Source organism: Pseudoalteromonas sp. NZS11_1 (assembly GCF_015864275.1).
GTDB classification, from domain to species: Bacteria; Pseudomonadota; Gammaproteobacteria; order Enterobacterales; family Alteromonadaceae; genus Pseudoalteromonas; species Pseudoalteromonas arctica.
Genome location: NZ_JADYXK010000022.1, coordinates 24,976 through 39,299, shown reverse-complemented (window position 1 = coordinate 39,299; position 14,324 = coordinate 24,976). Strand labels below are relative to the sequence as shown.

13 protein-coding genes and 1 pseudogene are annotated in these 14,324 nt (G+C 41.0%); 10 read left to right on the top strand and 4 right to left on the bottom strand.

What is annotated here, in order from left to right; genetic code table 11:
- Positions 1–134: 134 nt before the first annotated feature.
- Positions 135–275 (top strand): annotated as a pseudogene (locus tag I6F44_RS19790) (IS110 family transposase); the annotation flags it as partial.
- A gap of 59 nt (positions 276–334) precedes the next feature.
- Here the strand turns inward: I6F44_RS19790 and I6F44_RS14835 are convergent.
- From I6F44_RS14835 to I6F44_RS14825, 3 genes are all read right to left on the bottom strand, one after another.
- On the bottom strand, positions 335–910 hold the full coding sequence (locus tag I6F44_RS14835) for a DUF922 domain-containing Zn-dependent protease (protein WP_121954195.1): 576 nt from the start codon (positions 908–910) through the stop codon (positions 335–337).
- A 548-nt stretch (positions 911–1,458) separates the two neighbouring features.
- Positions 1,459–1,710 (bottom strand): Rho-binding antiterminator, encoded by a 252-nt coding sequence (locus tag I6F44_RS14830; RefSeq protein WP_024604525.1) that lies wholly within the window; start codon positions 1,708–1,710, stop codon positions 1,459–1,461.
- A gap of 17 nt (positions 1,711–1,727) precedes the next feature.
- The gene (locus tag I6F44_RS14825; RefSeq protein ID WP_197174067.1) at positions 1,728–2,567 is read right to left on the bottom strand and encodes a DUF417 family protein; all 840 of its coding nucleotides are present in this window, start codon (positions 2,565–2,567) and stop codon (positions 1,728–1,730) included.
- A 286-nt stretch (positions 2,568–2,853) separates the two neighbouring features.
- Between I6F44_RS14825 and I6F44_RS14820 the strand changes: the two genes are divergently transcribed.
- Together I6F44_RS14820 and I6F44_RS14815 are read left to right on the top strand one after the other, a co-directional pair.
- Complete coding sequence (locus tag I6F44_RS14820) at positions 2,854–4,320, top strand: DASS family sodium-coupled anion symporter (RefSeq protein ID WP_121954193.1); 1,467 nt, start codon at positions 2,854–2,856, stop codon at positions 4,318–4,320.
- A 97-nt stretch (positions 4,321–4,417) separates the two neighbouring features.
- Positions 4,418–4,852: a GNAT family N-acetyltransferase gene (locus tag I6F44_RS14815; RefSeq protein WP_197174066.1), complete on the top strand. Its 435-nt coding sequence runs from the start codon at positions 4,418–4,420 to the stop codon at positions 4,850–4,852.
- A 2-nt stretch (positions 4,853–4,854) separates the two neighbouring features.
- Here the strand turns inward: I6F44_RS14815 and I6F44_RS14810 are convergent, their stop codons facing one another.
- Positions 4,855–5,490, bottom strand: a complete 636-nt coding sequence (locus I6F44_RS14810) for a trimeric intracellular cation channel family protein (RefSeq protein WP_004334621.1) — start codon at positions 5,488–5,490, stop codon at positions 4,855–4,857.
- A 709-nt stretch (positions 5,491–6,199) separates the two neighbouring features.
- Here I6F44_RS14810 and xdhA point away from each other — a divergent pair.
- Genes xdhA through I6F44_RS14775 form a run of 7 tightly spaced genes read left to right on the top strand, consistent with a single transcriptional unit; the run spans position 6,200 to position 14,324 of the window.
- A complete protein-coding gene (xdhA, locus tag I6F44_RS14805) occupies positions 6,200–7,699 on the top strand; it encodes a xanthine dehydrogenase small subunit (protein ID WP_101163533.1) in 1,500 nt (499 codons plus the stop codon).
- Complete coding sequence (xdhB, locus tag I6F44_RS14800; RefSeq protein WP_197174065.1) at positions 7,686–10,025, top strand: xanthine dehydrogenase molybdopterin binding subunit; 2,340 nt, start codon at positions 7,686–7,688, stop codon at positions 10,023–10,025. The genes xdhA and xdhB overlap by 14 nt, the downstream gene beginning before the upstream one ends.
- The gene (xdhC, locus tag I6F44_RS14795) at positions 10,018–10,908 is read left to right on the top strand and encodes a xanthine dehydrogenase accessory protein XdhC (protein WP_007584393.1); all 891 of its coding nucleotides are present in this window, start codon (positions 10,018–10,020) and stop codon (positions 10,906–10,908) included. Before xdhB ends, xdhC begins: the two co-directional genes overlap by 8 nt.
- Positions 10,905–11,405, top strand: a complete 501-nt coding sequence (gene uraD / locus I6F44_RS14790; RefSeq protein WP_197174064.1) for a 2-oxo-4-hydroxy-4-carboxy-5-ureidoimidazoline decarboxylase — start codon at positions 10,905–10,907, stop codon at positions 11,403–11,405. Before xdhC ends, uraD begins: the two co-directional genes overlap by 4 nt.
- On the top strand, positions 11,402–11,740 hold the full coding sequence (uraH, locus tag I6F44_RS14785) for a hydroxyisourate hydrolase (RefSeq protein ID WP_197174063.1): 339 nt from the start codon (positions 11,402–11,404) through the stop codon (positions 11,738–11,740). Before uraD ends, uraH begins: the two co-directional genes overlap by 4 nt.
- A gap of 2 nt (positions 11,741–11,742) precedes the next feature.
- Entirely contained in the window at positions 11,743–13,107 is a 1,365-nt protein-coding gene (gene guaD / locus I6F44_RS14780) for a guanine deaminase (protein WP_197174062.1), read from the top strand.
- A gap of 5 nt (positions 13,108–13,112) precedes the next feature.
- Positions 13,113–14,324: a urate hydroxylase PuuD gene (locus I6F44_RS14775; RefSeq protein ID WP_197174061.1), complete on the top strand. Its 1,212-nt coding sequence runs from the start codon at positions 13,113–13,115 to the stop codon at positions 14,322–14,324.

The following is a 14,324-nucleotide window of genomic DNA, read 5'->3' as shown; positions in this document are numbered from 1 at the left end:
GGAAAGTATTACTGAAAAATTTAGTGTGGGTACCTTTTTTACTCTTTCTAGAATGAGCAGGATTATCTGTGCGTTATTTATTTTTGGCTAAAGCACCGTTAATTGACCACGATAGTTGGCAGCAAGAAACCATAGGAAAGCCTCATAATACCATCATCAGTTCATTGGCATTTAAGTGGATACGAATACTATTTAGGTGCTGGAAAAAACACACGCCTTACGACGAATCAACTTACTTAACAGCATTAAAAAGTAAGGGATCACCACTATTAAAATTTGCGGTGAAAAGTGAGCTTTGGTGCTTGCTGTCCACCTCTGGTCGTGCTGTTATGTTTTATGGGAATACAGCCCCATTTTTCATTCCATGATTAGTATTTTTATCATACTTTTTTTCAAGCACTACGTATTTATCAATAATCTTTTTACCAAGACTATTAGCTTTACTTTTTAAACTAGAGCAATTTTTTGCTGCTAAAACTGACAGACGATTTTCAATCTCTTTAGCTGCATTAATACCAAAGTCTTTATGGCCATTTTCGTGAGCAATTAGTGCATTGTAATAATGTGCCCAACGCTTTTTTAGGTTTACCTCTGCACTATTACTATTCTCCCACTTGGGAAGAGTGAAATTAACTTTGACAGTACTTTTAACACTCGTCATAGAGCACAGACCATTACTTTCATTCCAGTTAAAGCGCCAATTAACAAACCAAGAAGTATAAGCATCGTAAGTGTTTCCCGATTGCTTAATAGAGCTTTTAGTATTCATTTCATTTCTTAGCTCATTAGCCGTTGAACCATGTATTGAGTAATACTCAGTATTTATATTTACCTTAGGCGTAGCAAAGGCACTACTTGATAATAAGCAAAACAATATTGAGGTTTTGCTTAGTAATATGAGCTTTTTCATGAAACCTACTCCTTGGTCAGATTTAAAAACTAATCTGCTTATTAGACACCACTTTGGGGGGTTATAACACCCCAGAACGGCGTATATTACATAGATCAATAATTTCACTAAATAACTTCAATGTAAACAAGTGATTAGGCATGTTATAAAAAGGCCTTTGTTATTTTGCACCAAAACGACTTTTAATAATGTTATTGGACAAAATTAAAATAGCTGTTTATTTAAACAGCTGGCTCTGTAAGTTAGCTTTATTTATGTAGCTACCTTTTACGACCATAATTAACAAACACACGATGACCAAGCGCCATATATGGACATATAAAGGCTTACTTATTACAGAATTAGCATTTTTATACGCTTTAATAGTTGGCGTTTAGCCTTGTTCGGTGAAAAACTCGAGTAAAGAACAAAAGAAAGTTGTAGGAAAATTTTGGCTTTATGTATTTAGCGCGTAATTAGCTAAAGCATTGGTGAGATAAGCGAGCCTTAACATATTAATGATACAGGCTCGCTGAGGTGCTTATGATAAAAACGAATGAGTGAGGTGTTTACTTTACATCAAAGTTCACGTGGTCAAAGTATGGATTTTTCTCATGCGCTTTAAGTACACTAATTGTAGTAAGCACAATGAGTTGCAGCTCGCTATTTACGTTAACAACTATGCATTCGTCTCTATTAGCATTGCGTTTTGTGTCAGTTGCTACGCCACATACACCATCACCATTTTTTAATATAAGCTCAATGCTTAAATGGTGCATACAGGCAATTTCGATGTAGTCGTATTGGTTGCAACTGATCATAAAATCCCTCTTTTATATTATTTAGCCGGTTTAAAAATCATTAAAAAAGCAATAACAACAAGGTTGGCTATATACCAAAGATCTTTAATTACAAACTGCCCTAAGCGCTCCAATAAAGTGGAAGAACTAAATGCACCGGTTGCAGTAATTAAGAATGTTTGGGTCATCATAAATACGCTTAAACACGCTAAGCCACTTACAATAATTAGCTTTTTATTATTTAAAAATAGCCCTAAGCCCAATAACACAGCAAATAATACATCAAACCCGCCAATCACGTTAGACGCGCCTTGTACGCTAAATACCGTGTATAACCACGACATAAACGGTGAGGTTTCTACTAAACTTACAATGCCTTTTGCTTCAAACTCATAAAACTTCATGCCGCCAATCCACAATAAAACCATGGCAACCGGTATAAAGTTTAAAAGTACGTGTTGTTTGTCGGTAAGTTTGTCTTTATAAAATAAAAACAAATACAAAGGCACTACAGCAAAGTATTTAATTATGCCCTGCCCACTACCAATGATTGGAAAGCCGCCAAGTTGAGCCATCCAACGGTTACTGGCAAACAAGGTAAGTAATGCAACTAAACTTATAATTGCTGCAAGTAAAAGTGCTGATGTAGGTTTCATTAATTTAAGGCGAGCGAGCACGGTGGCAAACGCTAAGGCAATCATAAATGAGCCACTAATCAAACCTAATGCAGATACAGACATTAGCGAATCAACGCCATAAAAACTAAACGTAGCCGTTAACGTATTAGGGTTTGCTCCTAACGCAAACGATAAGCCAAGTAACAAAAAGCTACTCGCTAATAAAAAAGTAATCACGTTGTTGGTTAATTTTAAGTTCATTGTATTTCCAAGTATTCGTTAAGACTTACAAAGACCTTGCTAGTCGATAAAACAATTCAAGCTAACTCTTAAAAATATAAGAGTTGATTAAGCACAACGTAAGCTCTCATCGGGTAATGTAATCAATCACTTTAGTTTATGATTTATTACCTCTTTATTAATAAAATTAAATAAGTCTAATATTCATATGATGTGCGTCATTTTTTTTATTATAAAATGAAGTAGAATAACGTCGCCTTTTCAATACACAGAATGCATGCATTTCTAAAACTTAGGGACATTTTTAATGAAGGGTACTGATATTCGAGTTACCTCTGGACTGATTTCTATAGCCATTGTTTTACTACTTTGGTTTGCTGTACCGCCCCCGCAAGGTGTTACCGAAAACGCATGGCATTTGCTCGCTTTATTTATTGGTACTGTTGTTGCCATTATTGGTAAAGCAATGCCAATCGGCGCCATTGCTATTTTAGCTATTACCTCTGTTGCGTTAACCGGCGTAACTAATGACAGCCCATCTGGCGCTATTAAAGATGCATTAAGTGGCTTTTCTAATTCATTAATTTGGTTGATTGGTATTGCTATTATCATATCTCGGGGTTTAGCTAAAACCGGTTTAGGTAATCGTATTGGCTATAATTTTATTTCTTTTTTTGGTAAAAAAACTATTGGTATTGGCTATGCACTCGCACTTTCTGAACTTGTTATAGCGCCTGTAACGCCAAGTAATACCGCACGAGGCGGCGCTATTATTCACCCAATAATGAAGTCGATAGCAACAAGTTTTGGCTCGTCCCCTGAGGAAGGTACATCTCGTAAAATTGGGCACTACCTTGCTTTAGTGAGCTACCATATAAACCCTATTACATCAGCTATGTTTATTACGGCAACTGCGCCAAACCCTCTAATTGTAAAGCTGATTGCTGATGCTACCGGTGCAAATATTAGTATTACTTGGGGTACGTGGGCGCTCGCAGCGCTTGTTCCTGGTTTGCTATGTATTGCCCTTGTGCCTTTGGTTGTTTATGCCATTTACCCACCTGAAGTTAAAAGTACGCCCGACGCTAAAACCTACGCAGAATCTAAATTAACTGAAATGGGCCCAATGAGTTACGGCGAAAAAATAATGGTGGGTGTTTTTGCCATGCTGCTTATTTTATGGGCCGGCGTGCCTGCAATGATTTTAGGGGCTGACTACGCAGTTAACACAACCGCAGTGGCCTTTTTAGGTTTATCGGTTTTATTAGTGACTGGTGTATTAAGCTGGGATGATGTACTTAAAGAAAAGTCTGCGTGGGATACCGTTGTTTGGTTTTCAGCATTAGTAATGATGGCCACTTTTTTAAATAAATTAGGTTTGGTAACGTGGTTTTCAACACTTGTTGAGAGCAACATTGCGCAACTGGGTTTTGACTGGATTGTATCGGCCATTATATTGGTAGCTGTGTATTTTTACGCTCATTACTTTTTTGCCAGTACCACAGCACATATTACTGCTATGTTTGCCGCATTTTACGCCGCAGGTTTGGCGCTTGGCGCTCCGCCTTTATTTTTAGGTTTACTGTTAGCAGGCGCTTCATCACTCATGATGTCGTTAACGCATTACGCAACAGGCACATCACCCATAGTGTTTGGCTCAGGCTATGTATCGTTAAAAGACTGGTGGGTAATGGGCCTTATAATGAGCGTTATTAATTTAAGTGTATGGGGAATTGTTGGCGGGCTTTGGTGGAAAGCACTTGGGTATTGGTAGTATTGCCTTTGTTAGCTTGGCTTGCACATTTAATACTGCGCACATATTTTGATTAGTTCTACAAATATAAACATTAAGGCTGTTGCAAGGGAGCACTATGGTTTTTAAATTTATAAAGGCAGCATATTCAGACCGAGACTACTTATTAAGCCTCAGAAAACTGACTATGGTTGAACACTTAGAGAATGCCGGGTTATTTTTAACTGATCAACAGCATGTTTTAAGGCTTGATGATCAATATGACTGCTCCCATCTTATAGTTATAAATGAGGTACCAATTGGTACTTTAAAATACCAAACGCACGCTCAACACGTTGAAATAATGCAATTACAAATACATCCATTGCACCAAAATAAAGGGTATGGGAAAGCGGTTATTGAACAAGTAATTACAAATGCGCAGTCAAAACCCATTAAACTCACCGTGCTTAAAAACAACCCAGCATTAGGACTTTATAAGCGGCTGGGTTTTACTATAACGGATGAGGATAATTACGAGTACCACATGCAAACGCGAGCTACTCGTAGCTAAAATTAGTCGCTTTGATCTCTGAAGTCTTTTTTTCTGAAAATAGTTAAATGCCAACCCCAATGCAAAGAGCCTAATCTTAAAAAGATAGTCGTGAAAAATGAGCCTAAAATACACCAAATGTAATCTACATTAAGGCTAAATAAAGCGGCATAAACTGCACCACCCGCTAAACACGCAGAGGCGTAAGGTTCGCTGCGCATAACAGTTGGCACCTCACGGCAAATTACGTCGCGTATTAAACCACCAAATATACCTGTAGTAATGCCCATGGTAATTGCGACCACCATGCCAGAGCCATTAATGAGTGCTTTTTCTATCCCCATAATATTAAATAACGCCATACCAACAGCGTCTACCAATAAAAAGTAGTAATTATTAACGCGCGGTAAGTATCGAATAAATGCAATTGTTGCTATAACGGCCCCGTAGGTCGAATACAAATACTCCGGGGTAGCAATCCAAAATACCGGTTTGTTTAAAAGTATATCTCTGAGGGTACCGCCCCCTAGTGCTGTAACGGTTGCAACCACTACTACGCCAAAGCCACTAATGTTTTTTTCATACCCAAGCAATGCCCCTGCAACAGCAAAAAATGCAACACCGAGTAACCCTAGTACCATAAAGTATTCAGCAGTCATGGTAATTCCTTTTTAAAATTTATAAGGAGTTGTATCAACTTACGTGCCAAAAAACATCCCTTAAAAGTTGAATTAACTTTAAAAAATACATTTAAAAACAACGCTGTAATTTACACTGAATGCAGTTTGAGGTTAAGTTTTATGAAAGGTAATATTTGAGAAGGTAATTATTTTAAAAGTAGGTATTTTTTACACGTTGTTTATAAGTAGGCTCATAAATTAAGCTAGCGCTATTTATCCACTCAAAATAAGCAAGATAGCCTACAAAAATTGACTCAAAGATTAATAGGCTAATACCTATCCAACTTGCAAAGTTACATAAAAAAATAACGCTGACACCTACCCTAATTTTTCATTGTTGATTGGTATTATACGGCCATTAAAAAACATGTCCCCTTGGTCAGGTTTAACCACATCATAAAGCATTTTCATTAATGTGCTTTTACCAGCCCTACTTTCCCCTTTAGATTTAAATAGTAAAAGCATTCGCTTCACCGTGCCTTATTTTTAAGGCTACTCCGTTATTACCTATACCTCGACAATTTAACCCAACCGCCCTTAACTGACCAAGCGGTCAACAATGGCATAGTAACTGCAATAAGCTAATTAAAGATTAAAAAGTATTTTTGTTACCCGTTCGCAAACAACAAGAAAAAACATACGCCAAGCCTTTATGTATCAGGGCTTTATAAAAATTAAGGGGGTCTGTGTGATTCAATTTTTATTAAATAACACGCCAATTGAAGTACAAGAATGTTCGCCAAGTCTCACCATTTTGGACTGGCTACGCACCAAAAAAGGGAAAGTGGGCACCAAAGAAGGGTGTGCAACTGGCGACTGTGGCGCGTGCACAATTTTAGTGGGTGAAGAGCGTATAAATGCAAACGGGCAAACTAGTTGGCAATACAAAACAATGAACAGCTGTTTATTGTTATTAGGTAATGCGCATGCAAAACATATAGTAACGGTAGAGGCTGTGACTACTGGCTTATACCCAAACTTAACCGATTTACACCCCGTACAACGTGCACTGGTGGAGTGCCATGGTTCGCAATGTGGTTTTTGCACGCCCGGTATAATAATGAGTTTGTTGGCTCTTTATATTAATGAGCCAACGTACCCTGGTAAAAAAGCGGTTATTCATGCACTTGGCGGTAACTTATGCCGTTGTACAGGTTATAGCCCTATATTACTTGCAGCCGAAAAAGCCTATAGCTATGAGCGTAAAGCTGAACCTTACTCAGCAATGGCCGCTCAATTTAAAGCATCACTTAATACGCAATATGATGACGATATTCCATTTTTAAAAAATGGTCCTCGCAAATTTTACTTACCACAAACTGCCCAACAACTTGTTGAGCTAAAAGCGCTTTATCCTTATGTACATTTAGTTGCTGGTGGCACCGACTTTGCCATTGAGCTTAGCCAAAACATGCTCTTACCAGATGTAATTATCTCCCTTAGCCAAGTAAAGGAGCTTTGCACCTTGGCAGATAATAACGGTGAGCTACACATTGGTGCAGCACTACCTTATAGCCAATTTGTTGAGGTATTTTATAACCATTACCCAGAGTCAAAAGAGCTATTTGAACGCTTAGGATCAAGCCAAGTACGTAACAGTGGCACACTCGGTGGCAGCATAGGGAATGCCTCACCGATTGGCGATCCAGCTCCTCTTTTAATCGCTCTTAATGCATCAATGGATTTATTAAGCAGCGCTGGTACGCGCACTATTAAAGTTGCCGACTACTTTATTGATTACAAAAAAACAGTGCTTAAAAGCGATGAAGTAATAAGTAAGTTCACCATCCCAAAGCGCCCAGAGTCGCTAAAACTGGCGTGTCATAAAATATCAAAACGCTTTGAAGACGATATATCTACCGTGTGTTTGGTGCTTGCTATAGAGCATTCACAAAACATGATTACTCAAGCCCGCTGCGCTATGGGCGGTATGGCTGCTATTCCTAAGCGCGCACAGCATATTGAGCAAAAGCTGATATCTCAATCATTACAAGTAAGTAGCTTTATAGATGCAGCAACGGCTATTAACGATGACTTTACGCCCATGAGCGATGTAAGAAGCAGTGCACATTATCGCACTACGGTAAGCAAAAACTTATTACAACGCATTGGTATTGAATTTTGTGAGCCGCAAGCACGCAACAATAACAACATTGCCATTACGAGGATCTCACATGCGTCACTTTGAAATGGATAAACTAAAAGCGCAAGGTGGTAGCGTTGGACAATCTAAATATCACGAAAGCGCTATTAAACAAGTTTGTGGCAGTGCAAATTTTGCCGACGATAATCCTGAGCCTTACGGTTGCCTGCATGCCTACCCAGTGCTCGCCCCTGTTACAAGCGGCTTTATTAAATCAATTGATACAAGTCTCGCACTGGCAGTTAAAGGCGTTAAACGTATTTTATCGGCAGAAGATGTACCGGGTAAATTAGATATTGGCCCGGTATTTCCTGGTGATGTATTACTCACTAGCCATGAGATTCAATACCACGGACAACCTGTATTAATTGTCGTTGCCGACACCTATGAAATAGCGCGCCGCGCTGCACGTTTGGTGGTTATAGAGTGCGAGCAAACTACGCCCATACTTGATATTAAAGAAGCCATTAGCAAAGAGCACTGGGTGAGGCCGCCCCATTCACTTAACCGTGGTAACAGCGAACAAGCCATTAATAACGCAGCCCACCAGCTTAAAGGAGAAATAAACATAGGCGGGCAAGAACACTTTTATTTAGAAGGCCAAATAGCGCTGGCGCAACCTGATAACGACGGGGGCATTCATGTTCAGTGCTCTACGCAACACCCTACTGAGGTGCAGCATTTAGTTGCTAAAATTTTAAAAAAGCCATTTAGCTTTGTAAACGTAGAAACCCGCCGTATGGGCGGTGCTTTTGGCGGCAAAGAAACCCAAGGCGCACCATGGGCATGCCTTGCAGCCCTTGCGGTTTACCACCTTGGCTGCGCAGTAAAAATGCGCCTAGCCCGTAGCGACGATTTTAAATTAACCGGTAAACGCCACCCTTTTTATAATCAATACCATGTTGGTTTTGACGAAAATGGCTTAATAGAAGGTGCCGACATTACCGTAAACGGATTTTGTGGCTACTCGCCTGATTTATCGGATGCAATTGTAGACCGTGCCATGTTTCATGCCGACAACGCCTACTACTACCCAGCCGCCACAATTAAAGGTAATCGCTGTAAAGTAAATACCGTAAGCCATACCGCATTTAGAGGATTTGGTGGCCCGCAAGGCATGATCATGGGCGAGCTAATAATGGACGATATAGCCGCCACATTAGGTAAAGATCCGCTTGAAATTAGAAAACTCAATTTATATAAAAAAGGCCGCGACACCACGCCGTACCATCAAACCATAGAGCAACATATTTTAAAAGATATGATAAACCAGCTTGAGGAGTCGGGTGACTACTGGGCACGTAAAGAGGCTATTAAAGCATTTAACATATCGTCACCTATTATCAAAAAAGGCCTTGCGATGACGCCGGTTAAATACGGTATTTCGTTTACTGTACAACACTTAAACCAAGCCGGTGCATTAGTACATGTATATAGCGATGGCTCTATACATTTAAACCACGGCGGCACCGAAATGGGCCAAGGGCTCAACACCAAAATTGCGCAAATTGTGGCCCATGGCTTTGGGGTCGATTTTAACACGGTAAGTATTAGTGCTACGCGTACCGACAAGGTACCAAACACTTCACCAACAGCGGCCTCAAGCGGTACCGACTTAAACGGTATGGCGGCGCTAAATGCAGTAAACACAATAAAAGAGCGCTTAATTGATTTTATTACCGAGCACTTTGAAGTAGACAGCCAAAGTATTACATTTAAAGATAACCTCATTACTTTTAGTAAAGGGGAAATTAGCTTTAGCGAACTTGCAAATCTTGCTTACATGAATCGTATATCGCTTTCATCAACGGGTTATTACGCCACACCAAAAATTCATTACGACAGAGCCAAAGGCGAAGGCCGTCCGTTTTTTTACTACGCTCACGGCGTAGCACTGAGTGAAGTTGAGGTAGATACACTTACGGGCGAAAACACGGTAACCCGCGTTGATATACTGCACGATGTAGGCAGTTCAATTAATCCAGCACTTGATATAGGCCAAATTGAAGGCGCCTTTGTACAAGGTATGGGCTGGCTAACAACTGAAGACTTACAATGGAATGATAAAGGCCAGCTTGCAAGCTTTGGCCCAGCCAACTACAAAATACCAGCCATTGGCGATACACCTGCCGAATTTAACGTCAATCTTTATAACTCAGCAAATCCAGAAACCACCGTGTTTAGATCAAAAGCCGTAGGCGAGCCGCCATTTATGCTGGCCTTTAGTGTATGGAGCGCGATTCGTAATGCCATAAGCAGTGTGGCTGATTACAAATACACCGCCCCATTGGATACACCCGCAACCCCAGAGCGAGTATTGAGTGCAATTGAGCAAACCGCTAGTTGGTTTAAGGAGCATCAACATGACTAATTTAAATGAGTCGTTTCAGGGTTTTCATACTCAAAACTGGGCGCAGGCTATAAACGAGCACGAACAAAGCGGCACTAATTATGTTATTGCCACGGTGCTTGGCACAAATGGCTCAACCCCACGCGGCACAGGCTCAAAAATGGTAATAAGCGGCGAGCATATTTACGACACCCTTGGCGGTGGCCACCTTGAATACGTAGTAATAGAAAAAGCTCGCGAACTACTTGCCAAAGGCGAAGCCGCCCAAGTAATAGAGCAATTTAACCTAGGTGCAAATTTAGGCCAGTGCTGCGGCGGGGCTGCCACCGTTATGCTTGAATGCATGCAATGCGAGCGCTTTACTTTAGATATTTACGGCGCAGGCCACGTAGCACAGGCGCTTATTGGTATATTGGCACAACTACCTATGCGCATACGCTGGATAGATAGCCGCGCAGATGTATTCCCACAGGCTATTCCAAATAACGTAGTAAAAGTGATTGATGAAGAGCCAACAGAACAAGTAAAGCGTGCGCCTAAAGCTAACAACTACTTAATATTGACCCATAACCACCAGCTCGACTTTGCACTCACCCAAGCCATTATTAAACGCGCTGATGCCAATTGGCTGGGCGTTATTGGCTCTGACACTAAAGCAAAACGTTTTAAACAACGCCTAGCACATCGCGATTTTACAGCCGATCAAATACAACAAATGACCTGCCCTGTTGGGCTTAAAAATATTACGGGCAAATTACCAATGGAAGTGGCTATTTCGATTAGTGGACAGCTAATTGCCCTTTATCAGGCTATGCAAACCCAAGCGCCAAAACGCCAAGGCTTGCAGTGGCGCACACTAAAAAATGCCTTAATTAGCACCACGCAGGAGGAAGTAGGCGCATGAGTAGCTTACAAATAAATACGCTAAATGATGCACAAGCAAAACAAGCACTTGAGCATTGCTGCGCGGCCCCTAACTGGGTGGCGGGCATGGTAAAAGCGATGCCATTTAAAAGTGCTCAACAGCTGTTTGAATGCGCAAAAAGCATATGGGATAGCCTTGGCGAGAGCGACTATTTAGCTGCCTTTGAAGGCCACCCGCAAATAGGCGACTTATCAACCCTTAGCAAAAAATACGCTGCTACAGCACAAAAAGCGGGGCATGAGCAATCGGGTATGAGCAAAGCAAACGAAGCCGTACTTACCAAAATGATCGTTCTTAATAATGAGTACCTGAGCAAGTTTGGCTTTATTTTTATTGTGTGCGCCACCGGTAAAACGGCCGAACAAATGCTTGAACTCATAGAGCAGCGCATACACAACACCCGCAGTACAGAGCTAAATATAGCCGCGGGCGAACAAGCCAAAATAACAAAAATAAGATTGGAGTCACTGCTATGAGCAAAAGCCCTATAACCACCCATATACTTGATACCAGCACCGGAAAACCTGCAGCAAACGTTGCTGTTAAGCTATTTAAACTTACAAATAACGAATGGGTACAACTAACCCAAGGCACAACCGATACCGATGGGCGAATTACCGACTGGCTAAATACAGAAGTAGAATTTGCAACCTATAAACTGGTATTTGATTTAGATAGTTATTACCAAAACCAACCTATCCCTGCATTTTACCCAGAAGCGCAAATAACGTTTAGATTACAAGATACTAAACATCATCATATCCCATTGTTGCTTAGCCCGTTTGGCTACTCTACATACAGAGGTAGCTAACTATGAGCACGCAAAACAATAATAACTTAACAGTAGTTTGTGCCGATATACTCGACTTTGTTGACGACCCGGCCATTGCTGGCGAAAGCGCCCATCGTTTTTTTGAAAAGGGCGCATTAGTTATCAAGCACGGCAAAGTAGTTAAACTTGGTTACGAGCAAGACATATTACCTACGATTGATAAATCAGCGCGTGTTATCCGCCACGATGGTAAGCTCGTTATGCCTGGTATGATTGACACCCACATACACTTACCACAAACCGAAATGGTGGGTGCATACGGCGAGCAACTGCTAAGTTGGCTAACCGAGTATGCGTTTCCGACAGAGAAAAAGTTCACTTGTAAGCATTATTCAAAAGAGATCTCTAATCGCTTTTTAGACGAGCTGCTGCGCAATGGCACAACCACCGCCCTTGTATTTGGTACTGTGCACCCGCAATCGGTTGATGCGTTTTTTAAAGAATCACAAAAACGCAATTTACGCATGATTGCCGGTAAAGTAATGATGGACCGTAACTGTCCTGACGACTTATCTGATTGCGCGAAAACAAGCTATGACGAATCCAAAGCCCTAATAGAGAAATGGCACAATGTTGACAGGCTAAGCTACGCAGTTACACCGCGTTTTGCGCCCACATCAACCCCTGAGCAATTACAAAAATGCACTCAGTTACTTGAAGAATACCCAGACACCTACCTGCACACTCATCTATCTGAAAACAAAGACGAGTGCGAATGGGTTAAAGGGTTATTTCCAGAAGCTGAAGATTACCTTGGCGTGTACGAGCAAGCAAAAATGGTACGCAAACGCTCGGTATTTGCCCATAGCATTCATTTATCTGAGCGCGAGCTTTGCTGCCTTGCCGATAACAATGCGGCTATATCGCACTGCCCTACCTCAAACCTATTTTTAGGCTCTGGCTTATTAAATTTAAAAGCCTGTGAAGAGCACGGCATAAACGTAGGCATGGGTACCGATGTAGGCGCAGGAACAAGCTTTTCTATGCTACAAACAGGTAACGAAGCTTACAAAATCCAACAGTTACAAGGTCAAAAGTTTTCAGCATTTAAGGGGCTGTATTTAGCAACACTCGGCGGTGCTAGAGCGCTCGATTTAGAAGGGACAATTGGTAATTTTGAAGCCGGCTGTGAAGCCGATTTTATTGTAATGGATTGTTCGGCAACTTCGTTTTTAAAATTTAGAATACAACATGCCAAAACCCTACATGAAAAACTATTTGCAATGATGATGTTAGGCGACGACCGCTGCGTTGAGCAAACCTACATTATGGGTAAAAGTGTGTATAAGCGCGATGATAACAATCAATTTTCAGACACCCGCTCACCGGTATTAGAAGAGGCTTAACTGTTATGGAAAACTATTTATTTGAGCTTGCTCATTTAGTACTGCGTTATTTTCATGTTATTGCTGGTATAGCCTGGATTGGCGCTTCATTTTATTTTGCATGGCTTGATAACAACCTACAAACACCACCGCAATGGAAAATAGATAAAGGCATAAAAGGCGATTTATGGGCCGTGCATGGCGGTGGCTTTTACGAAGTGGCTAAGTATCAAAATGGCCCTGAACAAATGCCTCATACCCTGCATTGGTTTAAGTGGGAAGCGTACACAACCTGGATCACCGGTATATTACTATTTAGCTTACTTTATTATGTTGGCGCCGATGTGTACTTAATTGATAACAGTAAAAGTGAGCTAAGTAAATTTGCAGCTATTGGCGCATCCCTTGGTTTTATTGGCTTAGGTTATGGTGTTTATCGTTTATTGTGTAAAACCCCGCTGGTTGAAAACGGCAAAGTGTTTATTGCTGTAGTTATTGGTTTATTAGCTCTGTGGACTTTTGGGGTTGATCAATTATTTAGCGACCGCGCTGTGTATATTCATGTAGGTGCGCTTATTGGTACTTGTATGGTTGGCAATGTGTATCACATTATTATGCCAGGGCAACGCTATATGGTGAGTGAAGTAGAAGCTGGTAGAATCCCTGATTCAGCGCCAGGTTTAAAGGCAAAGCTGTGTTCTATTCATAATAACTACGCCACATTACCTGTAGTATTTATTATGCTTAGCAATCACTTTCCTTACACGTATAGCCACAATTTTGGCTGGCTTATTTTAATTGCGCTGTTTGGTATTGGTATGTGGATACGCCATTACTTTAACTTAAAACATCAAGGCGTTAATAAACCTTCAGTACTTATAAGTGGTATCGCAGCATTTTTTGCCCTTATGCTAGCAATAGCACCTTGGCCCAGCAGTACAACAAATGCAGACGAAAACGCGCCTTTACAAGCAAGTATTACCGACGCACAAGCGTGGGATATAATCAGCAAACACTGTACGCAGTGCCACAGCGAGACACCTACCTCTGAGCTTTTTCAAACAGCGCCACTTGGCTTTAAACTTGATTCAATTGAACAGGTAAAAAAGTCGCAAGTACTTGTGCATACTCGCGCCGTAATAACTAAAGACATGCCACTGGCTAATATGACAAAAATGACAGACGCAGAGCGCGAAACGCTCGAGTTTTGGCTCACGGCACTTAAAAAGGAGCAATAA